Raw genomic sequence first — 25,803 nt, forward strand, 5'->3', positions numbered from 1 at the left:
CCGTACTTAGTAAACAAGGAGGGATTAACGTGGAAAGTTGGTTACGAAAAGAGATGGCCACCATGATCGGTGAGCGGGTGGCCGATGCCTATATTTTGCCCCACCAGGGTCGCTACCGGTTAGCCTCCTTTGAACGGGGGCAGGTAAAGGAACGGCGTTCGTTGACGCTGGCCGGGGGACAACAGCTAATCGCTTATTTTAAGTACCGCGCCAATATGGCGGTCACTGAGCACCGGCGGCCACAGTCAGGCGGGATCAGTTGGCCCAGTAAGGAAGGGGTGGTCAACCTGCGCTTATCAACCGTAGGTGATTTTACGGGGCAAGAATCGTTAGTCATCCGCTTCATCTACCCGGTTAGCACCGACTATCAGCTCCTGGTTCCCACTCAATGGCAGAACTTACACCGGTTTGCTCGCCAGCGGGGGCTGGTCTTATTTGCCGGTCCCCTAGGATCGGGGAAGACGACCACCATGTACCGTTTAGCGCGCGAAGTCAAAAAAGAGCAGGTGGTGATGACGATCGAGGACCCGGTTGAAATCGAAGAGCCCTGGTTTATCCAGACCCAGGTCAACGAACTGGCGGGGTTAAGTTATCAAGAACTGCTACGGGTGAGTCTGCGCCACCGTCCCCACATTTTGATCATTGGCGAGGTGCGCGACCCAATGACGGCGAAGATGGCGGTGCGGGCGGGTTTGGCCGGGCAGCTAGTTTTAGCAACGGTCCATGCCCGTAGCGCGGGTGGGGTTTACACTCGCCTACGCCAACTGGGGGTGAGCGAACTGGAGTTAGCCCAAGCGGTAACTGGGGCTTGTTACCAACGCCTGGTTCCCCTAGCTAGCGAAGGGGCGGCGGTGTTATTTGACTTTGCCAGTCCGGGGCAGGAAAAGGAAACGAGGAAGGTGACCCCACTGTGGGTGAAACACTTAGGGGAGGCGGTAGCAAATGGGAAGATTACGCAGGAAACGGCGGAAGAATTCGCGGCCGGTTAAAATGAAACAGGGGCAAATGGCGGACTGGCTCTTATTCTTGGGGGACGGTATTGACCGGGGGATTAGCCTGCGCCGGCTGGTAAACATGTCACAACGGCTCTACCCGAAGTGGCAGGGGATGTTTGATGAAATTGACCAGGCAATGCTCATGGGCAAGCCCTTTGCCGAGGCGCTGGGCCCTTGGCTTTCGGTCGATACTTACTACCAACTACGCTTGGCAGAACGCCATGGTAAGTTGGCGGAAACGATTCACCAGGTGGGCAAGTTCATGGCACTGCAAGCAAAGCAACGGGCCCGTTTACGGGCGGTCATGCAGTACCCGGTGATTTTACTGGTCTTTTTAGTTCTAGTGATCGTAATGGTGATTCACTTTGTCCTCCCCGAGGTCGCTAGTTGGGGCAGCGGGGCGGGGCTGGCCATTCCCCCGTTGGTTACCACAATTGGTTTAACGTGCGCGGGGGCACTACTCGCTTCAGTGGTCCTGTTGGGCGTCCGGTGGATGACAATAGACCCAGAGCAGCGCGTCCGCTTCTTGTGCACCCTGCCGGTAATTGGGCGACCCACCAAGTACTACTGGTCCTACTACCTAGTGGCCAACGTAGCCGTGATGGTCGAAAACGGGATGTCCCTACAAGAAATTAGCCGGCTGGTTGGTCAATTTGATCAGCGCTCGATGCTTTATTTAGTTGGTCAAAAGATCAGTGGAGCCCTAGCGCGAGGACGACCACTAGAAGCCGTCGTTTCACATCTCGATTACTTACCAAGGGAGCTGCCTTCATTTTTAAACCGGGGCCTAACCCAATGGGAATTAGGGGAGGAATTAGCGGCCGTGGCCCGGTTAAATTATCAGCGCTTGTCGTCACGGTCGTCGCAATTGTTGGAGTTAACCCAGCCGCTGATTCTGGTGATGATAGCTGCTGTGGTTGTGGTGATGTATTTAAGTATCCTGATGCCAATCTATCAATCATTACAGGTGGTGGAATAATGTTAAAGAAATTGAAAAAACGGGTGGCCAAGGGCTTTACCCTGGTGGAAATGACGATTGTCTTGTTCATTATTAGCTTGTTAATCTTGATCATCGTGCCCAACCTAGGGGCGCAAAGAAAACACGCCACTTCGGTTAACCAAGAGGCCTTAGTCAACATGATTCAAAACCAGGTTGAGCTATACCATGACGATACGGGTGACGTCCCGACCGATTTGTCCCAACTAGAAAAGGGTGATTACCTAACGGCTAAGCAGGTTCGCCAGGCTAGCCGCGAAAATATCACGCTCCAAAATGGTCAGGCCGTTGTTCAATAGCCAACGGCGCGCCTTTACGATGGTGGAAGTCGTGATCGTATTGGCCATCAGTGCCCTAGTGATCGTGACCACCACCATTCCTTACCAAAAAAGGAACGCCGAGCTGAGTGAGGAACAGTTTTGGCGGGACGTTAAGCAGCGCTGGCAAGAGGCCCAAACCCGGGCCCGGGTAGAGGGAAAGGCGACCTTTATCTATTTGACGAGCCGATCGAAGCGAGAAATTAGATTTGAGTATCACACTGATAGTGGGAAGAAGGTAACGGAGGAGGTACTACTTCCCAAACAACTTCACATTGCCTCTAACGAAGATATGGTCAAGATTTACAAAAACGGCTACGTTAGTCCGCGGACCTGGTCCTTTGTTTCCAAGTTAACGATGACCAACTACGACATGAAAATTCAGATGGGTTGGGGGGGATACTATGTTCAAAAGACTGCGGTGTGGGGCTTTCCTGCTGGCTGAGCAACTGGTGGCCCTGACGATTTTGGGCGTGGTGGTCGCCAGCTTGGTGGTGGTAACGGAGCAAGTCGGGGTCAAGCGTCGTCAATTAGAACAAAACTTAGTCGCCAGTCGCTTAGTTAAGGAGGCGACCGATCAAATTGCGCTAGGAAAAGATCAGGTGGCACTGAGTCGGCAGGGGGTCCGAGCGCAGGCAACGAGGCAGGGGGCCAGGGCCTTTATCGGTAACAAGACCCTAGTCGAAATCAAGGGGGAATGAGCATGCGACAGCGGGCCTTTACAATGGCCGAAGCAATCGTAGCCTTAGCATTGGTGGTGTTGGTGGTGAACCTGTTTGGCCTGGTAATGGGTGGGTATGGCCGTTTAACCAAGGTCGACGCTTCAGAACCAACCAATTGGTACTTGTTTATCAGCGAGCTAGAATCCAAGGATCATCAGTTTCAGCTAGTGGAGGTCGCCAAAAATGGGGTTAGTGTATATAGCAAGACAACGAACAAAACGTACCGTCTCTCTCGGCAGGCATCCGGTCAGTATATCTATTTATCAACCGAAGGAAAGGGAGGCTTTTTGCCGATCTTTGAAGGTCAAGCCACTAAATTGACCTGGGAGCAAGTCGACCAAAGACGGGTCAGGTTTACTTATAAGGGGGGACGACATGAACAAACGGCGGTGGTATGCTTTGCGGCACCGGGCGACTAGTATCCTACTGGCGCTCCTGGCAATGGGATGTGTGACGGGGATTTTAGTTACCGTCAGCAATTACATGACCAATCAGGAACGGATAACGAGGCAGTTAATTCGCGAGCAACAAGAGGCGGCGCGACAAAATTTACGGCAGGCAAATTCACAAGCGACAAGCAAGGGAAAAGCAAGTGAAGGAGGCACGGTAAATTAGGAAAGCAAGGGCTTCCTTGAATTTGTGAACGAAACTAGGTAAAATTGGTTTATCTAGGATTTTGAAGGGAGTGACCACGACTGGAACGTTTAAGTCCAGAAACGTTATTCACGCCGTTTGATCAAGCAACGCAACTGCTTCAAACGGCCTTAGCAAGCTCTTACCTCGATGCCTTCCTCGAAAACGCCGAGAACCTAGCGGATGGGGGAACAGTACGGGTTGAAGACGGGGTGCCGGACGCTGAAACGACTGAAAAGTTAACGAAGCTCTACCAGTCAATTGACCTGAGCCAGGCCGATCGGGAAACCAAGCGACGGCTATTGCAACTAGGGATGTTGAAGGTGACCCAAAAGGACGCCATTCAAGCGACCCACCAGATGACCCCCGACTCAATCGGGATGCTGATGGCCTCGTTGATCGAGCAGGTGACCAAAATTGACCACCCGTACCGCATCCTGGATCCGGTGGTGGGGACGGCTAACTTGCTGACCACGGTGATGAATCATCTCCAATCGGTTACCGACCAACCAATCGAGGGTTACGGAGTTGATAACGATGAATCAATGCTCAGCGTGGCGGCCGTTTCGACCCAACTCCAGGACCTTCCCGTTCAGTTGTACCACCAGGATGCAATTCGGGACCTCGATGTTCCCCAAGTGGACCTCGTGGTGGCAGATTTACCGGTGGGCTACTACCCGCTGGATGACAACACTAAGCGGTACCGCACCCGGGCCAAGGAAGGTCATTCCTATGTTCACCACCTCTTGATTGAGCAGGCGATGAATTACTTGTTGCCGGGTGGCTTTGGGGTCTTCTTGGTTCCCAAGGCACTGTTTCAAAGCAAGGAAACGACTGGGTTGGTGGAGTGGATCCAATCAGTTGCGTACATGCAAGGGTTGATTAACCTGCCAGAGGAACTGTTTGCTAACTCAACGGTAGCCAAGTCGCTCCTCTTGTTGCAACGTCAGGGGGGGACTAGTCACCAAGCGGGCAAGGTCTTATTAGGCTCATTCCCGTCGGTCAAGAATCGTCCTGAATTTATTGCCTTTATCCGTGAAATTGATAACTGGGTGGCCCAATACTTAGCCCCCGCCAAATAAAGGAGAATTTGTAATGTCAAAAACGATTGCTGTTAACGCCGGTAGCTCAACTGTTAAGTTCAAGTTGTTCGACATGCCAAGTGAAGAAGTTGTTGCAGAAGGAAACATCGAACGGATCGGGATGGACATGGGTCACGCCAAGATTAAGTACGGCGATGGCCAAGTCAGCGAAGAAGAAAAGCCGTTCCCAAACCACGGGACGGCGGTTTCCTATCTGTTGGACCAACTGATCAACTTGGGGATTGTTAAGGAATACCACGAAATTACTGCCGTTGGGCACCGGATCGTTGCCGGGGGAGAATTCTTCAAGGATTCCGTGGTCATTGATGATGACGTAATGCAAAAGATTGATGAACTGGCTGAATACGCACCGCTGCACAACCCGGCCGAACTTCAAGGGATCAAGGCCTTCAAGCGGGTGCTGCCGGACGCCTTTGCAGTGGCGGTCTTTGACACTTCCTTCCACTCTAACATGCCTGAAATGAACGCACTCTACTCCGTTCCTTACGAATGGTACGAAAAATACGGTGCTCGTAAGTACGGAGCCCACGGAACGAGCCACCGTTACGTCGCTTCCCGGGCTGCCGAAATGCTTGGTAAGCCACTGGAAGACTTGAAGCTGATCACTTTCCACATTGGTGCCGGTGCTTCGATTACGGCCATCAAGAACGGTAAGTCCTTTGACACTTCAATGGGATTCTCCCCGCTAGCGGGGGTAACGATGGCTACCCGTTCAGGGGACGTGGACCCGTCCTTAGTTGCCTTTGTTCAATCTAAGTTGGGGATTTCCAGCGAAGAAATGATCGAGCTTTTGAACCACAAGTCTGGTTTGCTGGGTCTTTCTGAACTGTCCGCCGACATGCGTGACGTGCAAGCGGCCGCTGAACACGGTAACAAGCAATGTGAACTGGCGCTTGAAATTTACGAAAACCGGGTTCTCAAGTACATTGGTTCCTACTTAGCTGAGCTTGGCGGTGCTGACGCAATCGTCTTTACGGCCGGGGTCGGTGAAAACGACAAGGAATTCCGCCAAGCAATTGGGGACAAGTTAGCTTACTTTGGGGTCAAGGTTGACCCAGAAAAGAACGACGTCCGCGGTGAAGAACGCGATGTTTCTGCCGACGACGCTAAGATCAAGGTTCTCTTGATCCCAACCAACGAAGAATTGATGATCGTTCACGATATCGAACGACTTCGCAAGCAAGCCTAAGGGTTTGAAGAAGCGGGGAGCCTGCGGGTTTCCCGCTTTTTGTTTAGGAGGAAATAATGGAGTATGTAATCTCAGACACCCACTTTTTTCACGAGCAACTATTGGGAGTCGATCAGTTTGCGCCTCGTCCTTACCAGACCGTTGAAGAAATGGATCAAGTGATGGTGGAGGCTTGGAACGCCCGGGTAAAGGAAAATGATACGGTTTACCACCTTGGAGATATCGCGGTTAACTACCAAAACCACCAACCAGAACGGGTTGCCAATGAGCAAATTGCGACCCTCCTTGGTCAATTAAACGGTCACCTAGTGTTAATTAAGGGGAATCATGATCGGCGTAGCCTGTTTAAATACTTAGCGGCTCACAACCCAAGGGTTGGCAAGCGGGTTAAGTATGAGTTTCATGACGTTGGTAAGTTAATTAAGTACGACCACCACCAGCTCTACTTGACCCACTACCCAATGATGATGGGAATTGCGCCCAAGATCATTAACTTACACGGCCACATTCACCATTACATGGTCCCAACGACAACTAATTTAAACGTCGGCGTTGACGCCCCAGAGCTCGACTACTTAACGCCCCGTCCCCCCTTTGGGACTCCCTTGTCGTTGCCAGAGGTAATGGAGATGATGGCCAAAAAGGTTGCCGTGGTCAATCAATCTAATGGCGTGGTATGATAACAAAATGAAAGGATGTGACCTAGGTGAACCGGGCACGGATTCAAGAATTAATTGAGCAACGGATGAGCCAACGAAAGGGGCTTTACCAGGTGACGTTACAAGACGCCACCCATTTCACCCTCAATGGCCACCCCTACCTACTGAAGAAAAACTACCGGGAGGCCTTCAACGGCGATAGCTTAGCCGACCGTTTTAGCCCCCTGTTGACGAAGTACGATTACATTGTTGGTGACTGGGGGTATGACCAGTTGCGCTTGCGGGGCTTTTACGCGAAACCCGGGCAAGGGGAGGAAGAGCAGGGCGTAGGATGCATTAATGATTACCTGATGGAAGAGTGTAACTTTGGGTGTCCTTACTTTATCATCCAAAACCTGGAGGTTGCTCACCCCAAGCGACCACGGAAACCCCGGACGCGGCGGCGTGGCCGAGCGGAGATCAGTGAAGAGAAAAAGCCCCTTAAAGAACCGGCGCTAAGCAAGCGACGGCACCAAGAGGTACGGCGTGTGAAGGGAAAGGGTAACCGAACGAAGCTAGTGGTACGGACGCGAAAGGATGACTAATGAGCAAGCAGGAGAGTTACGAAGGCTACTTGATTGATTTGGATGGGACCATGTACCGGGGCAAGGAGAAGATCCCGGCGGCCCCTAGTTTTATAAGGCGCCTGCACGCGGCTAACAAACGGGTGCTCTTTGTCACCAATAATTCGACGCGGTCTCCTGAGCAGGTGGCGGCCAACCTAGTCACTAACCACCAAATTCCGGCCCAGCCGGCGGAGATCTACACAACGGCCTTGGCGACGGCCGATTATTTGGCTAAGCGGGCCGGAGACCGCCGCCGGGTTTATATGATCGGTGAACAAGGGCTAAAGGATGCGTTGGAAAGCAGGGGCTTTGAATTGACGGACCAGCGCCCTGATTTTGTGGTGGTCGGCTTAGATACCGAGGTAACCTATCGCAAGCTGGAGGTTGCCGTTTTGGCAATTTTAGCGGGGGCTACCTTCATTGGTACTAACGCCGACAGTAACCTTCCTAATGAGCGGGGGCTGACTCCCGGAGCGGGTTCGTTAGTCAAGTTGGTCGAGTACGCAACCCAAACGAAACCCATCATGATTGGTAAACCAGAGGCCATCATCATGGAGATGGCCTTACAACGGGTCGGGTTAACTAAGGAACAAGTGGTGATGGTTGGTGATAATTACCACACCGACATTGAAGCTGGGATCAACGTGGGCATGGATACGCTCCTGGTTTATACGGGAGTGTCGACTAAAGAGCAGGTGGCAAGAGAGGAGGTCCCACCAACCCATGTGGTGGATTCATTAGATGACTGGATGGTGGAATAATTTAATTAACCAGGGGCGCACCCTTCTAATCGCGTTAGCAATTATGCTAGCGTGCTTGGGTGGCGCCCTTTTTTTGGTAACGAACGCTTCATATTTCTTAGTAGATGGGCGTTTGATGGGAGTTAGTCAGCGAATTGTCGAGCACGATTACTTACGAATTCTGGGGTATTTACAGCTTCCCTGGTCAGGGGAGACGATGCGGCTTGATTATTTGCCCACGGATGCAAAGGTGCTGCGTCACTTTAAAGATGTCCGCCACCTTTTCTTATTGGGTGAGTCTATAACGGTTGGCGCGAGTTTAGTGAGCTGGTGGGGGCTATGGTGGGCTAAGCAGCGCTATCAACTATGGCGGTTGCGTGGGTGGTTGCAATGGCTACTAATTGGTTTTTTAGTGGCGGTAATTTTAATTGGATTAAATTTTGAACCAGTCTTCTTGTGGTTTCATTACCACGCCTTTTCAAACCAGGATTGGCTTTTTGATCCAAAAAAAGAGCCCCTCATCAACCTGTGGCCAACCAGCTTTTTTATGACATTAGCCATTAGCTGGGGGCTTTTGGTCGAGGGACTCATTTACTTAATCTATCGGTGGGTGAAAAAAGAGTTACGCCGCTTCGTCTTTTTGGAAACGGGCCTTGAAGAAACCAACGATGGCCGGGATTAACGTGACAACGATGATTGCTAGGATAATTAATGAGAAATGGGCCTTAACGAAGGGGAGGTTACCGAAGAAGTAACCCGCACCACAACAAATTACGACCCATGAAATACAACCGATGACGCTGTAACGAATAAAACTGTGGTAGGCAAAGCCAGAACCAGCGGCGGCGAAGGGAGCAAAGGTCCGGATGATTGGCATGTAACGAGCCAAGATAATGGCTGGCGCACCATGCTTTTCGAAGAACTGTTCCGCTTTGGCGAGGCTATCTTTATCAATTAAACGTCCGAAAAGGGAGTGATTGGATAGTTCCTTCCCAATTTTATGACCAATCATGAAGTTACATGAGTCACCCAGCAGGCAAGCTAAGAGGAAGATGGCGACAAAGATCCAAATGTTAAGGTTGTAGTTAGCATTAGCAGCTAAGGCCGCTGCGGCAAAGAGGAGGGAATCCCCAGGTAAGAAGGGGAGGATCACTGCGCCAGTTTCCACAAAGATGATGGCAAACAGGATTAGGTAGGTCCAGTCCCCAAAGTTGTTAACAATTTGGATCAGATGTACGTCAATGTGCAAAATGAAATCAATTAAGGTCGACATAAATGGCTCCTTTAAAAATATGGTTAATTACCGGTAAATTGTATCAAGACGTCATGTAATTGTGAAGGAAAGTCCCTATTTAGGATCTAAATGAACATTAAAAGGATGATTACGTTGAACAAGCCATCATTGTTCGAATTATTTTTTTGATCTAGGATGGAACTTCGGTATAACGTTCGTGTTTTGTAAAAATCCAAAATATATACTAAATTCTATTGACACTTTGCGGTATTGTCTGTATAGTTATATACCGTTGTCACGACAGATATCACTTCGGATGAAGATGAGTTGGAAAAAGTTGTTGACAGCGGATGGTAACTCTGTTATATTATAAGAGTTGCTAATCCAGCAACGAACGAAAAGTTGTCAAAAAGTTAAATAAAAAACTTCTTGACAACGAAAATCGTTCATGATATAATCAATAAGCCGGCTGGCTAAGTTGGTCGGCGGTAGACCTTTGAAAACTGAATAATGTTTCGACGAATCAAATGTGTAGGGTCCTTGATCTTAATGATCGAGGCAAAAACATTTGCGAAGTCAATTCGCTTAATTTATTAAAAAGAGCTATTCAAGCTTCTTGTTTTATATGAGAGTTTGATCCTGGCTCAGGATGAACGCCGGCGGTGTGCCTAATACATGCAAGTCGAACGCGTTGGCCCAATTGATTGATGGTGCTTGCACCTGATTGATTTTGGTTGCCAGCGAGTGGCGGACGGGTGAGTAACACGTAGGTAACCTGCCCAGAAGCGGGGGACAACATTTGGAAACAGATGCTAATACCGCATAACAACGTTGTTCGCATGAACAACGCTTAAAAGATGGCTTCTCGCTATCACTTCTGGATGGACCTGCGGTGCATTAGCTTGTTGGTGGGGTAACGGCCTACCAAGGCGATGATGCATAGCCGAGTTGAGAGACTGATCGGCCACAATGGGACTGAGACACGGCCCATACTCCTACGGGAGGCAGCAGTAGGGAATCTTCCACAATGGGCGCAAGCCTGATGGAGCAACACCGCGTGAGTGAAGAAGGGTTTCGGCTCGTAAAGCTCTGTTGTTAAAGAAGAACACGTATGAGAGTAACTGTTCATACGTTGACGGTATTTAACCAGAAAGTCACGGCTAACTACGTGCCAGCAGCCGCGGTAATACGTAGGTGGCAAGCGTTATCCGGATTTATTGGGCGTAAAGAGAGTGCAGGCGGTTTTCTAAGTCTGATGTGAAAGCCTTCGGCTTAACCGGAGAAGTGCATCGGAAACTGGATAACTTGAGTGCAGAAGAGGGTAGTGGAACTCCATGTGTAGCGGTGGAATGCGTAGATATATGGAAGAACACCAGTGGCGAAGGCGGCTACCTGGTCTGCAACTGACGCTGAGACTCGAAAGCATGGGTAGCGAACAGGATTAGATACCCTGGTAGTCCATGCCGTAAACGATGAGTGCTAGGTGTTGGAGGGTTTCCGCCCTTCAGTGCCGGAGCTAACGCATTAAGCACTCCGCCTGGGGAGTACGACCGCAAGGTTGAAACTCAAAGGAATTGACGGGGGCCCGCACAAGCGGTGGAGCATGTGGTTTAATTCGAAGCTACGCGAAGAACCTTACCAGGTCTTGACATCTTGCGCCAACCCTAGAGATAGGGCGTTTCCTTCGGGAACGCAATGACAGGTGGTGCATGGTCGTCGTCAGCTCGTGTCGTGAGATGTTGGGTTAAGTCCCGCAACGAGCGCAACCCTTGTTACTAGTTGCCAGCATTAAGTTGGGCACTCTAGTGAGACTGCCGGTGACAAACCGGAGGAAGGTGGGGACGACGTCAGATCATCATGCCCCTTATGACCTGGGCTACACACGTGCTACAATGGACGGTACAACGAGTCGCGAACTCGCGAGGGCAAGCAAATCTCTTAAAACCGTTCTCAGTTCGGACTGTAGGCTGCAACTCGCCTGCACGAAGTCGGAATCGCTAGTAATCGCGGATCAGCATGCCGCGGTGAATACGTTCCCGGGCCTTGTACACACCGCCCGTCACACCATGAGAGTTTGTAACACCCAAAGTCGGTGGGGTAACCTTTTAGGAGCCAGCCGCCTAAGGTGGGACAGATGATTAGGGTGAAGTCGTAACAAGGTAGCCGTAGGAGAACCTGCGGCTGGATCACCTCCTTTCTAAGGAATTAATCGGAAACCTACACATTGTCGAAACAGTGTTCAGTTTTGAGGGGTTTACCTCTCAGCTTGTACTTTGAAAACTAAATAATATCAATTTCTAATAAAATCAAGAAAACCGAGAACACCGCGTTATTTGAGTTTTTAACGAATTATAATCGCATACTCAACTAACTTGACTGATCTACGATCAGTAAGGTTAAGTTATGAAGGGCGCATGGTGAATGCCTTGGTACTAGGAGCCGATGAAGGACGGGACTAACACCGATATGCTTCGGGGAGCGGTAAGTACGCTTTGATCCGGAGATTTCCGAATGGGGAAACCCAATCATCTTAGTCGATGATTACTTGAGCAGTGAATCCATAGCTGCCAAGAGGTAGACGCAGTGAACTGAAACATCTTAGTAGCTGCAGGAAGAGAAAGAAAATTCGATTCCCTGAGTAGCGGCGAGCGAAACGGGAAGAGCCCAAACCACTGAGCTTGCTCAGTGGGGTTGTAGGACTGAACTTTGGAGTTACCAAAGAATCAGGTAGTCGAAGTGGCTGGGAAGCCACACCAGAGATGGTGATAGTCCAGTAGACGAAACCTGGTTCTCTCCGTTCAGGATCCTGAGTACGGCGGGACACGTGAAACCCCGTCGGAATCCGCGAGGACCATCTCGCAAGGCTAAATACTCCCTAGTGACCGATAGTGAACCAGTACCGTGAGGGAAAGGTGAAAAGCACCCCGGGAGGGGAGTGAAATAGTTCCTGAAACCATGTGCCTACAAGCTGTCGGAGCCCGTTAATGGGTGACGGCGTGCCTCTTGCAGAATGAACCGGCGAGTCATGATTACGTGCAAGGTTAAGGTGGAAAAACCGGAGCCGCAGCGAAAGCGAGTCTGAAATGGGCGTATGAAGTACGTAGTTATGTACCCGAAACCAGGTGACCTACCCATGTCCAGGGTGAAGGTGCGGTAAAACGCACTGGAGGCCCGAACCCGTGTCTGTTGAAAAAGGCTGGGATGAGGTGTGGGTAGCGGTGAAATTCCAAACGAACTTGGAGATAGCTGGTTCTCTCCGAAATCTCTTTAGGGGGAGCCTCGGAATCGAGAATCTTGGAGGTAGAGCACTGTTTGGACGAGGGGCCCGTCATGGGTTACCGACTTCAGATAAACTCCGAATGCCAATGATTTATGTCCGGGAGTCAGACGATGAGTGATAAGATCCACCGTCGAAAGGGGAACAGCCCAGATCACCAGTTAAGGTCCCTAAATATATGCTAAGTGGAAAAGGATGTGGAGTTGCATAGACAACTAGGATGTTGGCTCAGAAGCAGCCATCATTTAAAGAGTGCGTAATAGCTCACTAGTCGAGTGATTCTGCGCCGAAAATGTACCGGGGCTAAGCATATTACCGAAACTGTGGATGTGTCCTTTTGGACACGTGATAGGAGAGCGTTCTAAGGGCGACGAAGTTAGACCGTGAGGACTAGTGGAGCGCTTAGAAGTGAGAATGCCGGTATGAGTAGCGAAAGACAGGTGAGAATCCTGTCCACCGAATGACTAAGGTTTCCTGGGGAAGGCTCGTCCTCCCAGGGTAAGTCGGGACCTAAGGCGAGGCCGAGAGGCGTAGTCGATGGATAACAGGTTGAGATTCCTGTACCAGTTAAATGCGTTTGAATGATGGAGGGACGCAGGAGGCTAAGCAAACCAGACGATTGGAAGTGTCTGGCCAAGCAGTAAGTCAGGTTTAGAGTCAAATGCTTTAAGCCGGGTTGACAAGCTGTGATGGGGAGCGAAATTAAAGTAGCGAAGTTGCCGATGTCACACTGCCGAGAAAAGCTTCTAGTGAGTATTTAACTGCCCGTACCGCAAACCGACACAGGTAGTCGAGGAGAGAATCCTAAGGTGAGCGAGTGAACTCTCGTTAAGGAACTCGGCAAAATGACCCCGTAACTTCGGGAGAAGGGGTGCTGGTCGCAAGACCAGCCGCAGTGAAAAGGCCCAGGCGACTGTTTATCAAAAACACAGGTTTCTGCAAAATCGTAAGATGAAGTATAGGGGCTGACGCCTGCCCGGTGCTGGAAGGTTAAAAGGAAGAGTTAGCTTCGGCGAAGCCCTGAATTGAAGCCCCAGTAAACGGCGGCCGTAACTATAACGGTCCTAAGGTAGCGAAATTCCTTGTCGGGTAAGTTCCGACCCGCACGAAAGGCGTAACGATCTGGGCACTGTCTCAACGAGAGACTCGGTGAAATTGAATTGCCTGTGAAGATGCAGGCTACCCGCGACAGGACGGAAAGACCCCATGGAGCTTTACTGTAGCTTGATATTGAGTGTTTGTACTACTTGTACAGGATAGGTAGGAGCCGTAGAAACCGGGACGCTAGTTTCGGTGGAGGCATTGGTGGGATACTACCCTTGTATTATGACCACTCTAACCCGCACCACTGATCGTGGTGGGAGACAGTGTCAGGTGGGCAGTTTGACTGGGGCGGTCGCCTCCCAAAAGGTAACGGAGGCGCCCAAAGGTTCGCTCAGAATGGTTGGAAATCATTCGCAGAGTGTAAAGGCACAAGCGAGCTTGACTGCGAGACAGACAGGTCGAGCAGGGACGAAAGTCGGGCTTAGTGATCCGGTGGTTCCGCATGGAAGGGCCATCGCTCAACGGATAAAAGCTACCCTGGGGATAACAGGCTTATCTCCCCCAAGAGTCCACATCGACGGGGAGGTTTGGCACCTCGATGTCGGCTCATCGCATCCTGGGGCTGTAGTCGGTCCCAAGGGTTGGGCTGTTCGCCCATTAAAGCGGTACGCGAGCTGGGTTCAGAACGTCGTGAGACAGTTCGGTCCCTATCCGTCGCGGGCGTAGGAAATTTGAGAGGACCTGTCCTTAGTACGAGAGGACCGGGATGGACATACCGCTGGTGTACCAGTTGTTCCGCCAGGAGCATCGCTGGGTAGCTATGTATGGATGAGATAAACGCTGAAAGCATCTAAGTGTGAAACTCGCCTCAAGATGAGATTTCCCATTCCTTTGGAAGTAAGACCCCACAGAGATGATGTGGTAGATAGGATGGAAGTGGAAGTGCGGTGACGCATGGAGCGGACCATTACTAATCGGTCGAGGACTTAACCAAGTCAGGTGTGAGGATTCTTGATAAGAAAAGATATTGTTTAGTTTTGAAAGCACAAGCTTTCAAAGTGTGGTGATGATGGCCTGAAGGATACACCTGTTCCCATGCCGAACACAGAAGTTAAGCTTCAGCACGCCAAAAGTAGTTGGGGGATCGCCCCCTGCGAGGATAGGACGTTGCCACGCTGTTATGGAGGATTAGCTCAGTTGGGAGAGCGTCTGCCTTACAAGCAGAGGGTCACAGGTTCGAGCCCTGTATCCTCCATTTGAGCCGTTAGCTCAGTTGGTAGAGCATCTGACTTTTAATCAGAGGGTCGACGGTTCGAGCCCGTCACGGCTCATTGCCACTTGTGGGTTTTATACGCCGACTTAGCTCAGTTGGCAGAGCACCTGTCTTGTAAACAGGGGGTCGGAGGTTCGAGCCCTCTAGTCGGCATCAAACTTAATATTATGCGGAAGTAGTTCAGTGGTAGAACATCACCTTGCCATGGTGGGGGTCGCGGGTTCGAATCCCGTCTTCCGCTTTGCCAATTCTATATAATGCCGGGGTGGCGGAATTGGCAGACGCACAGGACTTAAAATCCTGCGGTCAGTGATGACCGTACCGGTTCGATCCCGGTCCTCGGCACCATACGCACCCATAGCGCAATTGGATAGAGTGTCTGACTACGAATCAGAAGGTTGAAGGTTCGACTCCTTCTGGGTGCATTTAACGGGAAATAGCTCAGCTTGGTAGAGCACCTGGTTTGGGACCAGGGGGTCGCAGGTTCGAATCCTGTTTTCCCGATTTACAATTTAATAGTAATTGTAGTATCTTTTTCGCGGTGTAGCTCAGCTGGCTAGAGCGTCCGGTTCATACCCGGGAGGTCGAGGGTTCGATCCCCCCCGCCGCGATTTGGGTGGTTGTATTGGACCTTTAGCTCAGTTGGTTAGAGCAAGCGGCTCATAACCGCCCGGTCGTAGGTTCGAGTCCTACAAGGTCCATCAGGCCCATCGCTTGATGGTGCTGTTGTACACTTTCAGCTTTATGGAGGATTACCCAAGTGGCTGAAGGGGGCGGTCTTGAAAACCGCTAGGTCGTTAGCGCGGCGCAAGAGTTCGAATCTCTTATCCTCCTTATATTATCGCGGGGTAGAGCAGTCTGGTAGCTCGTCGGGCTCATAACCCGGAGGTCGTTGGTTCAAATCCAGCCCCCGCAATTTCTTTGGTCCGTTGGTCTAGCTGGTTAGGACGCATCCCTGTCACGGATGAGATCACGAGTTCGAGTCTCGTACGGACCGTTTTAATATATACTGGCTCAGTAGCTCAGTTGGTAGAGCAATGGATTGAAGCTCCATGTGTCGGCGGTTCGATTCCGTCCTGCGCCATGTTGCGGGTATAGTTTAGTGGTAAAACCACAGCCTTCCAAGCTGTTGTCGCGAGTTCGATTCTCGTTACCCGCTTTTAGATGGGTCTATAGCTCAGCTGGTTAGAGCGCACGCCTGATAAGCGTGAGGTCGGTGGTTCGAGTCCACTTAGACCCATTTGGAGAATTACTCAAGTGGCTGAAGAGGCGCCCCTGCTAAGGGCGTAGGTCGGGAAACCGGCGCGAGAGTTCGAATCTCTCATTCTCCGTATTGACACCATGGGTGTTGCCCGTGGTGTTTTTTTACGGCCACAGCTTCTCTTTAAAAGTGGCCGGTAAGTTAGCAAATTAGTCCTTGCAATTATGATAATAACTTGCTATACTATATACTGTTGTCAGTTATGATGACCCGTTGGTCAAGTGGTTAAGACACCACCCTTTCACGGTGGTATCATGGGTTCGAATCCCGTACGGGTCACTTTTATTATCGCGGGGTAGAGCAGTCTGGTAGCTCGTCGGGCTCATAACCCGGAGGTCGTTGGTTCAAATCCAGCCCCCGCAATTTCTTTGGTCCGTTGGTCTAGCTGGTTAGGACGCATCCCTGTCACGGATGAGATCACGAGTTCGAGTCTCGTACGGACCGTCTATAGAAGAAAAAGGATCGGTGTTTAACCGATCTTTTTTGTAGTTTAAAAAACGAAATAATCTTGGTGGTAGAAGGTGTTTTGCAGACCCGGGGCTTGGAATTCCTTTAGGACCCTTGCTGGTACACTTTCAGTCCAATTGCTAAGGGCGCCAGCATTATCCCACGTGGTTAACATCACAATGGCTCCCGTTCGATCTTTATTACGTAACAACATTCCTCCGTTAAAACCGGGCTGATCCGTCAGGTCAACCAGAAGTTGACGGGCATGCTTTAAAAGTACTTTTTCGGGATCAGCATCTAAGTGATAAGATTCCAGGTGAATGAAGGGACCAAAGTTGGTTAGGAGACCGTTTTGTTGAAGGGTTGTAAAACTAATCGGGTTAGAGAAGATGGGCTTCTCACCGGAAAGATCAAAGAGGGTGCACCGAGTTTGGTCAGCGGCGTCCATCGTCATAACAAGGTGACGGCTGGGGTACTTAGCTAAGAATGGTTCCAACACCCCTTTGGAACCAGATGTATATGAGATTTGATTTAGCATGGGCAATTCTCCTTTCGAGGTCTATTCTACTCGGTTTTCTTAACATGGAACGAAGATGAGCCTATTTTCTTTGGCTCTACACTAAATCTTGTTGATGGATTACCATAGTGGTGATTCGTTGACAGGATTTTTTGGTTTTGAGGGCGGCGAATTGTCAAACTAAGTGCAACGGTTTGTCAAAAAATACTTCATATGGGGTTTCATAGTTTAACACTTGCGAGGACGTTGATTTAACTGCTTTTGGCAGTGTTCAACGTCCTGTTCTGTATAATTATCAATATCTGTTCGCTTGGGAAAATATTCCCGGATTAATCCATTTGTATTCTCATTTGTTCCACGCTGTTCAGGCGAATATGGATCGGGCCAATAGACAGTAACACCTAACCTTTCACTGATTTCATCAAGATGAAGAAATTCGGTCCCATGATCTGGTGTAATAGAATGAACAAATTCTTTAGGAATGGCCCCTAACAGTTCAACTAGGCCTTTATTTATCTCCTGCGAGTCCTTTTGCACAACCTTTTTGATAAGCGTAAGCCGACTAAGCCGATCGACAACCGTTAAAAGGATGGAGTGACCCGTTCGACCAATCACAGTATCAATTTCCCAGTCACCTATACGTTGACGCTGGTTGATAAAACCAGGGCGCTCATGGATCGAGATATAGTCGGTCTGTACTTCTCGATGTCGTCTAGTATTCTTTGAATGCCGGGTCCGATGTTTATGTCTGAGATGGCGCTGAATACCGGTATCACCACGTGAGGAGTACTTCTCACCTAAATTGTGTTGATAGATATGACGGTAAATTGTGTTGTAGCTAACACACCATTGATGTTCCTTATTAAAGCGAGCGGTAATCTGCTCTGGTGACCAGTGCAGATCTAAGATGTAATGAACAATTTGACGGCGTAATTGTGGATGGCTGTCTAATAGCCGCTTCTTGTGACAATTCTGCCGCTTTTGATGATAGTCATTATCTGCTTTGCTTGGGGAATAATTACCTGCACAACGTTTTAACTCCCGTGAAATAGTGCTTGGATTTCGCCCCAGCCGTAACGCGACAGCCCGGATAGATAACCCCTTAGCTCGTAAAAACATAAGTATTTCACGTTCTTTTATAGTAAGATGTTTATAGCTCATACCGGATACCTCGAATTGTTTGATTTGGTCGTTAAACATATTCTACCCGGTATGGGTTTATTTTTTTACTTTGTGTTGCATTTCAATTGTAAATTCGCCGCACAAAAAAAGGCCCCACCAGCCTTAAAATTCTGATCATTAACTACCACGCAAATTCCAGAAAGTAAGAGGTGTGACCTTATGACTGATTATATTAAAAATATCCTTCAAATTAAAGACCCCAATCTTCATTTCACAGACGTTGTCTTTGAAAATAATGACGGATGGGAGACGCAGGTCTTCATTGGGACGGTCTCGCTTAAATTGGATCGGTGCCCACATTGCGGCTTTGCGGATACCTTCATTAAGAATGGCCATTCTTACCAAACCATTAAGTACCTCTCAATTAACGAAAGTTGTCCCACTATGTTGCGGATCGGTAAGCAACGCCTGAGATGTAAGAATTGCCAAGATTCGTTCATGGCGAAGACCAACGTCGTTGATAAATACTGTTCCATTGCCAAAGCAGTTAAACACAAGGCACTTACGATGCTTGAAAGTAATGTCTCTCAAAAGGACGTGTCTAAGTTTACCGGTGTGTCACCTAGTACCATTGGCCGACTCCTAGACAGTGATCAAGCGCTCCTTCGCTTTAATAGTCGCACTTTACCCACTAATATTGCCATTGATGAGTTCCGTGGTCCGCAGGGGAAGTATTGCTTCATTATCGTTGATAATGATACCTCACAAATCTACCAAATTCTCCCTGATCGGCTTAAGAGTAGTATCACGCATTACTTTGATCGATTCTCGCTAAAAGAGCGCAAACGAGTCAAATCAGTCTCGACAGACTTAAACAGTTACTATCAAGGCCTTGTACGCCGCTACTTCCCAAACGCAAAGCTGGTTGTGGATCGATTCCACATCGTTTCAATGCTTACGCGGGCGTTTAACCAAGTCCGGGTCGCAGTAATGAAGCAATTCGACCCTAATACGCGTGAGTATCGGGCATTGAAGAATTCGTGGCGACTGTACTTACTTAAAAGCACATCGCTTAACTACACTAAGGAGTACTATGATCGCCACTTACGACAAAAGGTAACGATGGCCGAACGGGTGGGAATTGGCCTGGACCTTGATCCCCAGTTAGCGGCCGGTTATGAACTCTTACAGGGCGCCATGACCGCTCTTGAAGAGCACGATGTTGACCAATTAATGGACCTCTTGTTCACCAAATGGGACGTGCCAGCGCCGTTCCAAACGGTTCTTAAGACCCTCCGCAAGAACAGCGAAGGAGTGTACAACGCAACCGTATTACCGTACTCCAACGGTCGGGTTGAGGGGATCAACCGCATGATCAAGTTAATTCAACGGACGGCATATGGCTTTACTAACTTTGGTCATTTCATCGCCCGGATCCGATTGCATCAAATGGGAACGGAAGCTTTAAAAAAGGCGGCGCCAGGTGCAAGCACCGGCCGCCGCCTAAAATGACCCATCAACAGGATTTGACAAAGAGCCTTTTCTTTTACCAGGGTTGGTAGTTAGTAATTGGGATGATCGGTTGATAATAAGCGGGTACCATGTTCTAAAGGAAGGGGTTACCAGAGTTAGAAAACGGAATGGTTGACATAGCGTTATTTGACTATGAATGGGAAGGCGGTAAATTACCTAATTCACTTACAAAAAATTATGAAAACGTCTTTCATTATTTGCTAGTGGAGGTTATAATAGTTACAAAACGATAAGAGCAGGAAAGTAGAAATGAATGGAGGCATCTCAGATGGTTACACTTTACACGTCTCCGAGTTGCACCTCTTGCCGTAAGGCCCGGGGGTGGCTACGGGATCACCAGATTCCCTTTACTGAACGGAACATTTTTGCCGATCCGTTGACAATGGCTGAAATTAAAAATATTCTCCGGATGACCGAAAACGGGACTGAAGATATCATTTCGAAACGGTCAAAGGCCTACCAGAGCCTCAAGATCGACGTTGACGACCTACCAATGACGGAACTTTACGAATTGATTCGCAAGACCCCTGGTTTGTTACGGCGTCCGATCATCATTGATGACAAGCGGCTTCAAATTGGGTATAACGAGGATGAAATTCGTCGTTTCCTACCACGGGAAGTCCGGGCCCTTGAGTTAGCGGAAGCGCAACGGCGGGCAGATTTGGTTGAATAATGAACGGGGATGGCAATTGGTTGGCCATCCTCTTTTGTTATGGGCTCTCCCTTTACTTTTCGTCAGGATCCGTTAAAATTACTAAGTAATGAATAAGCAAAACCAATCTGTGAAATTGGGAGTGAGGGGGCGCAAAATGAAAGTTAAAAGAATCAATGATTACACGCTCCAAGTGATGCTCCAAAAGGATGAGTTGACCGAGCGGGGCATTGGTATGATGGATTTGATGGGGAACCAACAGCAAATGGAAGACTTTTTCCAGACCGTGTTAGACGAGGTAGACCCTCAGCATCAATTTTCGATGGATCAAACGGTGCTGTTTCAGGTGATGCCAACTAACGACGGAATCCAGTTAACGATTACTAAGCACGATGGCGACGTTACCGACAAAGACGTCCAAGAACAAGCCGCTGAAAATATCTCCCGGTTCTTACAAAATGAACTACGGGGGCACGATTTCGATAAGAATGACCAGCGAAGCCACGGGGCTGATACGAGTGAACAAACTCACGATGATGCCGATGAGATTGCCGCGGCCTTAAATGACCCTGACGTTAAAAAATATACCCGGGTGGTGAAGTTTGATTCCTTTGAAGACTTCGTCGCCCTTGCCAAGGTGATTGATACCAGTAACATGGCGGCGGACTTATACCAAGAAGGCCACCATTACATTTTGGTGGTGACCTTCTTTGAAAACGGCGAACTTTCGCCGGAAAGTGTAAAGGATCGCTTAGCCGTCATTTACGAATACGCTTCGCCAAGTAAATTGGAAGCCATGGTAGTTGCTGAACACGGCCACCGGGTGATGGAGCACGCCGCCTTTGAATTGGCACGCCACTACTTCAGTTAATTTCGTGACAAGCAAAAATCCCTCCGTACTTACTGAGTAAGGAGGGATTTTTATGTTAGTGGCTAAAAACGAACGGGGACAACTGGTGCGGGCTAGCGATGCCCAACGGACGCGAGGGTACCGTTGCCCAGAATGTGACGCCCCACTCGTCTTACGACAGGGTAGCCGGGTGCCGCATTTTGCTCACCGGCCTAAACAGGGTTGTCAGTTGGCACAAGGGGAGAGTGAGCTGCACTTGCTAGGGAAAGAGACCTTGTGGTGGTGGGCCAAGCAACGGGGATGGAATCCCCAACTAGAGGTTCCGTTTGACCAGATCGAGCAACGAGCGGACGTTTTAGTGACCATCCAAAATCACCCGGTTGCCTTGGAATTTCAGTGTAGCCCCCTGAGCGCACGTCGGCTAGCTGAACGGACCCAAGGTTATCAGCAAGTAGGAGTGGCGGTTCGTTGGCTACTGGGTCCAACTTACCAAAAGCGGCTCCTCCACCGTGAAATCCAAGCGCGTTTTACCCAACTAGTTAATAACCGGCCCAGTTTAACCTTCTGGGAGCCCCACCGAGCACAGTTAGACTACCTACAGCCAATTTATCAGGGCCAGGTTGGGAATGGTCGTTGGTGGGCGCAGGTGGGTGTTGAGACGGTCGATCTACACCGCCACGCCTCGCTAAGGGATGGGTTAGTTCGTCAAGCCTACCAAGCGGGGCACCAAGTAGCTGCTTGTCCCTTAGTTGCTCACGGGCGTCGAGAATGGTGGCCCTTAACCTTTGAACGCCCGGTACGGTGGCGCCTCATGATTTTGCTGGCCTTAGAGCAGTTACCGCTAGGAAAAAGTTGGCCCCCACTGGGGTGGCAGGCTTGGTTAGCGACACAGACGAAGTGGTTGCCCTTGCCGGCCCTTACCCCAGTCCAACGTCAGGCACTGCGAATGCACCACCTAAACGAGTTAACCGCGGATCTTCTTCAAGCGGGGATCATTACCATCCGCGGAGAAGAGTACCGTTACGTTAGGCTCCCCCAATGGTTTGACGACTTTGATCAAAAGCTGGCCTTCGTTCGCCAACAAGAGGGAATCTAGAAAAAGGAGTGGCCAATAAACCACTTAGTCATACGACATGTAGTTAGTGACCACGTTTGCTGTCTAACATTCGGATATGAGGCAAAACAAAAACGACCTTATCCAAAAATGAATAGGGTCGCGATGGTGGTTTGCATGAATAAAACCCTCAAATATCTATTAAGTCCCATACTGAGTACCATTACCGGTACGCGGACTCGAGGTCCCTTGTGGAGGTCTAATTTCTTCACTCTTTTAACATACCACGATTACCCGATCTTTAAATCGTTTTTAAGTAGGACGGGTTAGGTTAGGCTTATTTTTGACAAATGCCTCTCGATCGCCATTAACTTAATAAGTTCTAAAGTTAGGGCGCCCCTGCCGAGTGCGGCGAAAGAAGCGTTGGTGGGAATGATTGAATTTGGTGGGCGAGACCGCCTCGAGGAAGGTTGCGTAGTCAAAATCGTGAACTAAGGTGTCGTAATCGGGATGGTTACTGTCGTAAATGACGGCGGTGGTTGATTCGGCGACCCCCAGTTCATTAGCAATCCGCTGGTCGTCTTTAAAGGCTTGTTGACTGAGTTCACCCTGTCGGTCTTCCATAAACATGGCTAGGTCGAGTCCGTTGTCTTTAGCGATCTGGTAGGCGAGGTCAGCGCTGTAGTTTTGTCCCTCGTCAATTAATGCCTTTTGGAGCCCCAATAAGAATTGGCGTCCCCGCTTGCGTCCCTGAAACAAAGCGGCCTTATAGTCGAGGGTAACCTGGTAGAGGGTGGCAGAAACCCGTTGGCGGTTGGCCAAGGTGGGGGCAACGTTATATAGACGTAGGGTCTGTTCGATGGTGTGCATATTGACGAGCGGAATGAAGTTAAAGGTTAAATCGAGGTCGGGTAGTTGGTGGTCAGCTCGCAACAGGTCTTGTTCGCAGTTAAAGCACCGGGTCCCTAGCGGGTTGACAAATAAAGATACTTCAAGCACCGGTAGGTACCTCCAATCATTAGGTTTCGGGGAAAGCCCCTTTAATATTGTTATTTTGGCAAATTTAGCAAAACTTGTAAAGTAATCAGGTTTGGCTAGCATCATTTTTGGGACTAACGGAGCCGTTATGATAGAATAGTTGATAGCTACGGAGGGGATCAAATGATTGAAGACTGGCATGCGTTCTTGTTGCCCTATCAACAAGCAGTTAACGAGTTAAAGGTCAAACTACGGGGAATGCGCAAGCAATACCAAGAGAGCGCCCAACATTCACCCATTGAGTTTGTCACTGGACGGGTAAAACCCGTAGATAGCATTAAAGAAAAGATGGTTCGTCGTCACGTTTCAGAAGACCGGCTAGAACAAGATATGCAAGACATTGCGGGTTTACGTATCATGTGCCAGTTCGTTGAAGATATTTACGCGGTGGTGGACCTACTGCGTGAACGCGGTGATATTGCGATTTTAGAGGAGCGCGATTACGTAACTAACGTTAAACCAAGCGGGTACCGCTCTTACCACATTGTAATTGAGTATCCGGTTCAGTTGATCACCGGTGAAAAGAAGATCTTAGCCGAAATTCAGGTGCGGACGCTGGCAATGAACTTTTGGGCCACCGTGGAACACTCCCTGAACTATAAGTACCAGGGTGACTTTCCGACGAAACTGGCTGATCGCTTGCAACGGGCGGCCGCGGCGGCGTTTAAACTGGACCAAGAAATGTCTGAAATCAGAGAAGAGATCCAAGAGGCGCAAAACCTCTTTTCTTACGGGAAGTCTTCCGGTTGGGAACGGGCCAGTGGCCGTGACCAGGAAGAACAAAATGATAATCACCAAGCTTAAGGGGCATAAAAGAGATGAAGATTGCAGTCTACACATACCGATCAACCGAATCAATGCGGGTTCGCCAAGCCATTTTGGATGGCATTCAAGGGACCCCACTCGAGTATGACGAGGATCACCCAGACATCGTCATTACCATCGGGGGCGACGGAACGCTTTTGTCGGCCTTTCACCGTTACCAACACCTACTTGATCAAGTACGTTTTGTGGGGATCCACACCGGCCACCTGGGCTTTTACACCGATTGGCGCAATTATGAGGTTCAAGAACTCTTAAAGAGCCTGCAAAACGATAGCGGCCAGTCGGTGGCCTACCCACTATTAGACATGGAAGCAACGATGAGCGATGGACGGGTCAAACACATTGTGGCCCTAAACGAGTCTACTTTGCGTAACATTGTTAAAACAATGGTGTGCGACGTTTACGTTAACGATCAGCTGTTTGAGCGTTTCCGGGGTGATGGACTGTGTATCTCCACCCCAACCGGTTCAACGGCCTACAACAAATCAGCGGGCGGCGCAATCATGGATCCCAACATCATTGGCTTCCAGTTAGCCGAAATGGCCTCCTTAAATAATCGCGTCTTCCGAACGTTAGGGTCGCCGGTCATCTTTGGCACCGATGCTAAACTGACCTTCCGCTTGCGTGATGATTCCTCGGCCGTTTTAACCTGCGACCGAGAACAGATGATGTTAGGGCAAGATGATTGGCACCTCCAAGAAATTACCTACCGGGTGGCCAAAGAAAAAATTCACTTTGCCAAGTACCGCCACAATAACTTCTTCATGCGGGTGAAGAATTCCTTTATCGGGGAGACCTACTAATGGAATTTAAGTGGCACTACTTGGGCGAGCAACCACGTCGGTTACGGTCGGTCTTTCGCTCCTTTGGGGTGACTAATTCGCTACTTAAGGTGGCCATCTTCCATGGCGGTCAGATGAGGATCAATGATCGGGTGGCGTGGGCCATTGACCAAGTTGAGCCCGGCGACGTGGTTTATTTAGTGGTTCCTAATGAGCCGGCTAATCCCACCATCACGGTCAGTGACCAAACCTTTGAAATCGCTTATGAGGATGAAGACTTTTTGGTGATTAACAAGGAGGCCGGCGTGGCCACCGTTCCTGCCCATCACGTCGCCGTCCAAGACAGCCTGGTCAACCGGGTCAAGGGGTATTACCAACGGCAAAATTACCCCAATCAAGTGACCCACGTGGCAACCCGCTTGGATAAGGATACGTCGGGGCTAGTGGTTTTTCCAAAGCACCGCTTCGCCCACGCAGTCTTAGACCGCCAACTGAAGGCCCGCCAAGTCAAAAAAGAGTACTTGGCAATGGTGCAGGGGAGGTTAACCGTAAGTCATGGTTACATCGACGCCCCGATCCGCCGGGATCCGGACTCCTTTGTGAAACGGTTGGTGGCTCCGGATGGCAAGGCATCGGCAACCGAATACTGGTGTGAACGGGTGACAGATACGACTAGTTTGGTACGAGTCCGCTTACACACGGGCCGGACCCACCAGATTCGGGTCCACTTTTCCTTTTTGGGCCATCCCCTATTGGGAGACGATATGTACGGGACTGGCTTTGGGATGCCCCGTCAAGCCTTGCATTGTCAACGGGTTAGTTTTTACTCTCCCTTTAAGCAGAAGGTAATTTCCGTCGCCGCCCCACTGCCCACGGACTTTCAGCGGGCTGAGGATGAGTGGTTAAACTAAAAGCCCCCACCTAGTTCGAAGGG

The 25,803-nt window shown here is 49.7% G+C and carries 21 protein-coding genes, 19 tRNA genes, 3 rRNA genes and 2 pseudogenes; 41 read left to right on the forward strand and 4 right to left on the reverse strand.

What is annotated here, in order from left to right; genetic code table 11:
* The first annotated feature begins 29 nt into the window (after nt 1-29).
* From comGA to FG166_RS03155, 12 genes are all read left to right on the forward strand, one after another.
* Nucleotides 30-989, forward strand: coding sequence for a competence type IV pilus ATPase ComGA (gene comGA, locus FG166_RS03100; protein ID WP_003686064.1), 960 nt, complete (start codon nt 30-32; stop codon nt 987-989).
* Entirely contained in the window at nt 943-1,974 is a 1,032-nt protein-coding gene (locus tag FG166_RS03105) for a type II secretion system F family protein (protein ID WP_240839902.1), read from the forward strand. Before comGA ends, FG166_RS03105 begins: the two co-directional genes overlap by 47 nt.
* Nucleotides 1,974-2,291, forward strand: coding sequence for a competence type IV pilus major pilin ComGC (gene comGC, locus FG166_RS03110; protein ID WP_003682865.1), 318 nt, complete (start codon nt 1,974-1,976; stop codon nt 2,289-2,291). Before FG166_RS03105 ends, comGC begins: the two co-directional genes overlap by 1 nt.
* Nucleotides 2,269-2,754: a prepilin-type N-terminal cleavage/methylation domain-containing protein gene (locus FG166_RS03115; protein ID WP_012390987.1), complete on the forward strand. Its 486-nt coding sequence runs from the start codon at nt 2,269-2,271 to the stop codon at nt 2,752-2,754. The genes comGC and FG166_RS03115 overlap by 23 nt, the downstream gene beginning before the upstream one ends.
* Complete coding sequence (locus tag FG166_RS03120) at nt 2,714-3,010, forward strand: hypothetical protein (RefSeq protein WP_014562250.1); 297 nt, start codon at nt 2,714-2,716, stop codon at nt 3,008-3,010. Before FG166_RS03115 ends, FG166_RS03120 begins: the two co-directional genes overlap by 41 nt.
* A gap of 2 nt (nt 3,011-3,012) precedes the next feature.
* On the forward strand, nt 3,013-3,450 hold the full coding sequence (locus FG166_RS03125; protein ID WP_015638717.1) for a hypothetical protein: 438 nt from the start codon (nt 3,013-3,015) through the stop codon (nt 3,448-3,450).
* A gap of 276 nt (nt 3,451-3,726) precedes the next feature.
* Nucleotides 3,727-4,746: a class I SAM-dependent methyltransferase gene (locus FG166_RS03130; protein WP_336297096.1), complete on the forward strand. Its 1,020-nt coding sequence runs from the start codon at nt 3,727-3,729 to the stop codon at nt 4,744-4,746.
* 13 nt (nt 4,747-4,759) lie between these two features.
* Nucleotides 4,760-5,956 carry an acetate/propionate family kinase gene (locus tag FG166_RS03135; protein WP_003682874.1) on the forward strand — a complete coding sequence of 399 codons (1,197 nt, stop codon included), beginning with the start codon at nt 4,760-4,762 and terminating at the stop codon, nt 5,954-5,956.
* Nucleotides 5,957-6,012: 56 nt separating this feature from the next.
* Nucleotides 6,013-6,636 carry a metallophosphoesterase gene (locus tag FG166_RS03140; RefSeq protein WP_003682876.1) on the forward strand — a complete coding sequence of 208 codons (624 nt, stop codon included), beginning with the start codon at nt 6,013-6,015 and terminating at the stop codon, nt 6,634-6,636.
* A 26-nt stretch (nt 6,637-6,662) separates the two neighbouring features.
* Entirely contained in the window at nt 6,663-7,199 is a 537-nt protein-coding gene (locus tag FG166_RS03145) for a YutD family protein (protein WP_003686077.1), read from the forward strand.
* Entirely contained in the window at nt 7,199-7,981 is a 783-nt protein-coding gene (locus FG166_RS03150) for a TIGR01457 family HAD-type hydrolase (protein ID WP_003682880.1), read from the forward strand. The genes FG166_RS03145 and FG166_RS03150 overlap by 1 nt, the downstream gene beginning before the upstream one ends.
* Nucleotides 7,962-8,642 (forward strand): TIGR01906 family membrane protein, encoded by a 681-nt coding sequence (locus tag FG166_RS03155; RefSeq protein WP_003682882.1) that lies wholly within the window; start codon nt 7,962-7,964, stop codon nt 8,640-8,642. The genes FG166_RS03150 and FG166_RS03155 overlap by 20 nt, the downstream gene beginning before the upstream one ends.
* On the opposite strand, the gene FG166_RS03160 is transcribed toward FG166_RS03155, so the two are convergent.
* Nucleotides 8,583-9,233, reverse strand: a complete 651-nt coding sequence (locus FG166_RS03160) for a VTT domain-containing protein (protein WP_003682883.1) — start codon at nt 9,231-9,233, stop codon at nt 8,583-8,585. The genes FG166_RS03155 and FG166_RS03160 overlap by 60 nt on opposite strands.
* 582 nt (nt 9,234-9,815) lie before the next feature.
* On the opposite strand from FG166_RS03160, the gene FG166_RS03165 reads away from it, so the two are divergent.
* The 22 genes from FG166_RS03165 (at nt 9,816) to FG166_RS03270 (ending at nt 16,493) form a co-directional block, all read left to right on the forward strand.
* A 16S ribosomal RNA gene (locus FG166_RS03165) occupies nt 9,816-11,391 on the forward strand.
* A gap of 197 nt (nt 11,392-11,588) precedes the next feature.
* Nucleotides 11,589-14,509: ribosomal RNA gene (locus FG166_RS03170) — 23S ribosomal RNA — on the forward strand.
* Nucleotides 14,510-14,574: 65 nt separating this feature from the next.
* Nucleotides 14,575-14,691: ribosomal RNA gene (rrf, locus tag FG166_RS03175) — 5S ribosomal RNA — on the forward strand.
* The 16S, 23S and 5S rRNA genes sit together here with 19 tRNA genes alongside, the layout of an rRNA operon.
* A 6-nt stretch (nt 14,692-14,697) precedes the next feature.
* Nucleotides 14,698-14,770 (forward strand) — tRNA-Val (locus FG166_RS03180).
* A 3-nt stretch (nt 14,771-14,773) separates the two neighbouring features.
* Nucleotides 14,774-14,846 (forward strand) — tRNA-Lys (locus tag FG166_RS03185).
* A gap of 22 nt (nt 14,847-14,868) precedes the next feature.
* A tRNA-Thr gene (locus FG166_RS03190) sits at nt 14,869-14,941 on the forward strand.
* 16 nt (nt 14,942-14,957) lie between these two features.
* A tRNA-Gly gene (locus tag FG166_RS03195) sits at nt 14,958-15,029 on the forward strand.
* Nucleotides 15,030-15,047: 18 nt separating this feature from the next.
* Nucleotides 15,048-15,136, forward strand: a tRNA-Leu gene (locus FG166_RS03200).
* A gap of 3 nt (nt 15,137-15,139) precedes the next feature.
* Nucleotides 15,140-15,213, forward strand: a tRNA-Arg gene (locus FG166_RS03205).
* A 5-nt stretch (nt 15,214-15,218) separates the two neighbouring features.
* Nucleotides 15,219-15,292, forward strand: a tRNA-Pro gene (locus tag FG166_RS03210).
* A 33-nt stretch (nt 15,293-15,325) separates the two neighbouring features.
* A tRNA-Met gene (locus FG166_RS03215) sits at nt 15,326-15,399 on the forward strand.
* Nucleotides 15,400-15,415: 16 nt separating this feature from the next.
* Nucleotides 15,416-15,489, forward strand: a tRNA-Ile gene (locus tag FG166_RS03220).
* 45 nt (nt 15,490-15,534) lie between these two features.
* Nucleotides 15,535-15,622 (forward strand) — tRNA-Ser (locus tag FG166_RS03225).
* A gap of 8 nt (nt 15,623-15,630) precedes the next feature.
* Nucleotides 15,631-15,704, forward strand: a tRNA-Met gene (locus FG166_RS03230).
* A 7-nt stretch (nt 15,705-15,711) separates the two neighbouring features.
* Nucleotides 15,712-15,785: transfer RNA gene (locus tag FG166_RS03235), tRNA-Asp, on the forward strand.
* A 14-nt stretch (nt 15,786-15,799) separates the two neighbouring features.
* A tRNA-Phe gene (locus FG166_RS03240) sits at nt 15,800-15,872 on the forward strand.
* Nucleotides 15,873-15,876: 4 nt separating this feature from the next.
* Nucleotides 15,877-15,947 (forward strand) — tRNA-Gly (locus FG166_RS03245).
* Nucleotides 15,948-15,954: 7 nt separating this feature from the next.
* Nucleotides 15,955-16,028, forward strand: a tRNA-Ile gene (locus tag FG166_RS03250).
* A 3-nt stretch (nt 16,029-16,031) separates the two neighbouring features.
* Nucleotides 16,032-16,119 (forward strand) — tRNA-Ser (locus FG166_RS03255).
* Between the two features lie 137 nt (nt 16,120-16,256).
* Nucleotides 16,257-16,328 (forward strand) — tRNA-Glu (locus FG166_RS03260).
* A 10-nt stretch (nt 16,329-16,338) separates the two neighbouring features.
* Nucleotides 16,339-16,412: transfer RNA gene (locus tag FG166_RS03265), tRNA-Met, on the forward strand.
* Nucleotides 16,413-16,419: 7 nt separating this feature from the next.
* Nucleotides 16,420-16,493, forward strand: a tRNA-Asp gene (locus FG166_RS03270).
* 46 nt (nt 16,494-16,539) lie between these two features.
* On the opposite strand, the gene FG166_RS03275 is transcribed toward FG166_RS03270, so the two are convergent.
* Nucleotides 16,540-17,034, reverse strand: a complete 495-nt coding sequence (locus tag FG166_RS03275) for an antibiotic biosynthesis monooxygenase family protein (RefSeq protein WP_003682168.1) — start codon at nt 17,032-17,034, stop codon at nt 16,540-16,542.
* 154 nt (nt 17,035-17,188) lie between these two features.
* Nucleotides 17,189-18,174, reverse strand: a pseudogene (locus FG166_RS03280) (IS30 family transposase).
* 180 nt (nt 18,175-18,354) lie between these two features.
* Here FG166_RS03280 and FG166_RS03285 point away from each other — a divergent pair.
* The 4 genes and pseudogenes from FG166_RS03285 to FG166_RS03300 all read left to right on the forward strand — a co-directional run bounded on the left by FG166_RS03285 (nt 18,355) and on the right by FG166_RS03300 (nt 22,266).
* Nucleotides 18,355-19,642, forward strand: a pseudogene (locus FG166_RS03285) (ISL3 family transposase).
* A gap of 294 nt (nt 19,643-19,936) precedes the next feature.
* Complete coding sequence (spxA, locus tag FG166_RS03290) at nt 19,937-20,341, forward strand: transcriptional regulator SpxA (protein WP_003686304.1); 405 nt, start codon at nt 19,937-19,939, stop codon at nt 20,339-20,341.
* A 136-nt stretch (nt 20,342-20,477) separates the two neighbouring features.
* Entirely contained in the window at nt 20,478-21,191 is a 714-nt protein-coding gene (locus tag FG166_RS03295; RefSeq protein ID WP_035430811.1) for an adaptor protein MecA, read from the forward strand.
* Nucleotides 21,192-21,243: 52 nt separating this feature from the next.
* Nucleotides 21,244-22,266 carry a competence protein CoiA gene (locus FG166_RS03300; protein WP_003682162.1) on the forward strand — a complete coding sequence of 341 codons (1,023 nt, stop codon included), beginning with the start codon at nt 21,244-21,246 and terminating at the stop codon, nt 22,264-22,266.
* Nucleotides 22,267-22,596: 330 nt separating this feature from the next.
* Here FG166_RS03300 and FG166_RS03305 read toward each other — a convergent pair whose 3' ends face one another.
* Entirely contained in the window at nt 22,597-23,223 is a 627-nt protein-coding gene (locus FG166_RS03305; RefSeq protein ID WP_015638724.1) for a DsbA family protein, read from the reverse strand.
* Between the two features lie 162 nt (nt 23,224-23,385).
* Here FG166_RS03305 and yjbM point away from each other — a divergent pair, with 162 nt between their 5' ends.
* The 3 genes from yjbM to FG166_RS03320 are packed head-to-tail and all read left to right on the forward strand — an operon-like array spanning nt 23,386 to nt 25,780.
* Nucleotides 23,386-24,066 carry a GTP diphosphokinase gene (yjbM, locus tag FG166_RS03310; RefSeq protein WP_003682160.1) on the forward strand — a complete coding sequence of 227 codons (681 nt, stop codon included), beginning with the start codon at nt 23,386-23,388 and terminating at the stop codon, nt 24,064-24,066.
* 14 nt (nt 24,067-24,080) lie between these two features.
* Entirely contained in the window at nt 24,081-24,890 is an 810-nt protein-coding gene (locus FG166_RS03315; protein WP_003686313.1) for an NAD kinase, read from the forward strand.
* On the forward strand, nt 24,890-25,780 hold the full coding sequence (locus FG166_RS03320) for an RluA family pseudouridine synthase (protein ID WP_003682157.1): 891 nt from the start codon (nt 24,890-24,892) through the stop codon (nt 25,778-25,780). Before FG166_RS03315 ends, FG166_RS03320 begins: the two co-directional genes overlap by 1 nt.
* Nucleotides 25,781-25,803: the final 23 nt, after the last annotated feature.

Source organism: Limosilactobacillus fermentum, assembly GCF_013394085.1.
Taxonomy (GTDB): Bacteria; Bacillota; Bacilli; order Lactobacillales; family Lactobacillaceae; genus Limosilactobacillus; species Limosilactobacillus fermentum.

Coding starts and splice junctions, on each gene's coding strand:
- FG166_RS03320 (WP_003682157.1), top strand. CDS start 24,890: ATGGAATTTAAGTGGCACTACTTGGGCGAGCAACCACGTCGGTTACGG.
- FG166_RS03140 (WP_003682876.1), top strand. CDS start 6,013: ATGGAGTATGTAATCTCAGACACCCACTTTTTTCACGAGCAACTATTG.
- FG166_RS03125 (WP_015638717.1), top strand. CDS start 3,013: ATGCGACAGCGGGCCTTTACAATGGCCGAAGCAATCGTAGCCTTAGCA.
- FG166_RS03160 (WP_003682883.1), bottom strand. CDS start 9,233: ATGTCGACCTTAATTGATTTCATTTTGCACATTGACGTACATCTGATC.
- FG166_RS03120 (WP_014562250.1), top strand. CDS start 2,714: ATGTTCAAAAGACTGCGGTGTGGGGCTTTCCTGCTGGCTGAGCAACTG.
- FG166_RS03105 (WP_240839902.1), top strand. CDS start 943: ATGGGAAGATTACGCAGGAAACGGCGGAAGAATTCGCGGCCGGTTAAA.
- FG166_RS03115 (WP_012390987.1), top strand. CDS start 2,269: ATGGTCAGGCCGTTGTTCAATAGCCAACGGCGCGCCTTTACGATGGTG.
- FG166_RS03150 (WP_003682880.1), top strand. CDS start 7,199: ATGAGCAAGCAGGAGAGTTACGAAGGCTACTTGATTGATTTGGATGGG.
- FG166_RS03300 (WP_003682162.1), top strand. CDS start 21,244: ATGTTAGTGGCTAAAAACGAACGGGGACAACTGGTGCGGGCTAGCGAT.
- FG166_RS03155 (WP_003682882.1), top strand. CDS start 7,962: ATGACTGGATGGTGGAATAATTTAATTAACCAGGGGCGCACCCTTCTA.
- FG166_RS03275 (WP_003682168.1), bottom strand. CDS start 17,034: ATGCTAAATCAAATCTCATATACATCTGGTTCCAAAGGGGTGTTGGAA.
- FG166_RS03295 (WP_035430811.1), top strand. CDS start 20,478: ATGAAAGTTAAAAGAATCAATGATTACACGCTCCAAGTGATGCTCCAA.
- spxA (WP_003686304.1), top strand. CDS start 19,937: ATGGTTACACTTTACACGTCTCCGAGTTGCACCTCTTGCCGTAAGGCC.
- yjbM (WP_003682160.1), top strand. CDS start 23,386: ATGATTGAAGACTGGCATGCGTTCTTGTTGCCCTATCAACAAGCAGTT.
- FG166_RS03315 (WP_003686313.1), top strand. CDS start 24,081: ATGAAGATTGCAGTCTACACATACCGATCAACCGAATCAATGCGGGTT.
- comGC (WP_003682865.1), top strand. CDS start 1,974: ATGTTAAAGAAATTGAAAAAACGGGTGGCCAAGGGCTTTACCCTGGTG.
- FG166_RS03135 (WP_003682874.1), top strand. CDS start 4,760: ATGTCAAAAACGATTGCTGTTAACGCCGGTAGCTCAACTGTTAAGTTC.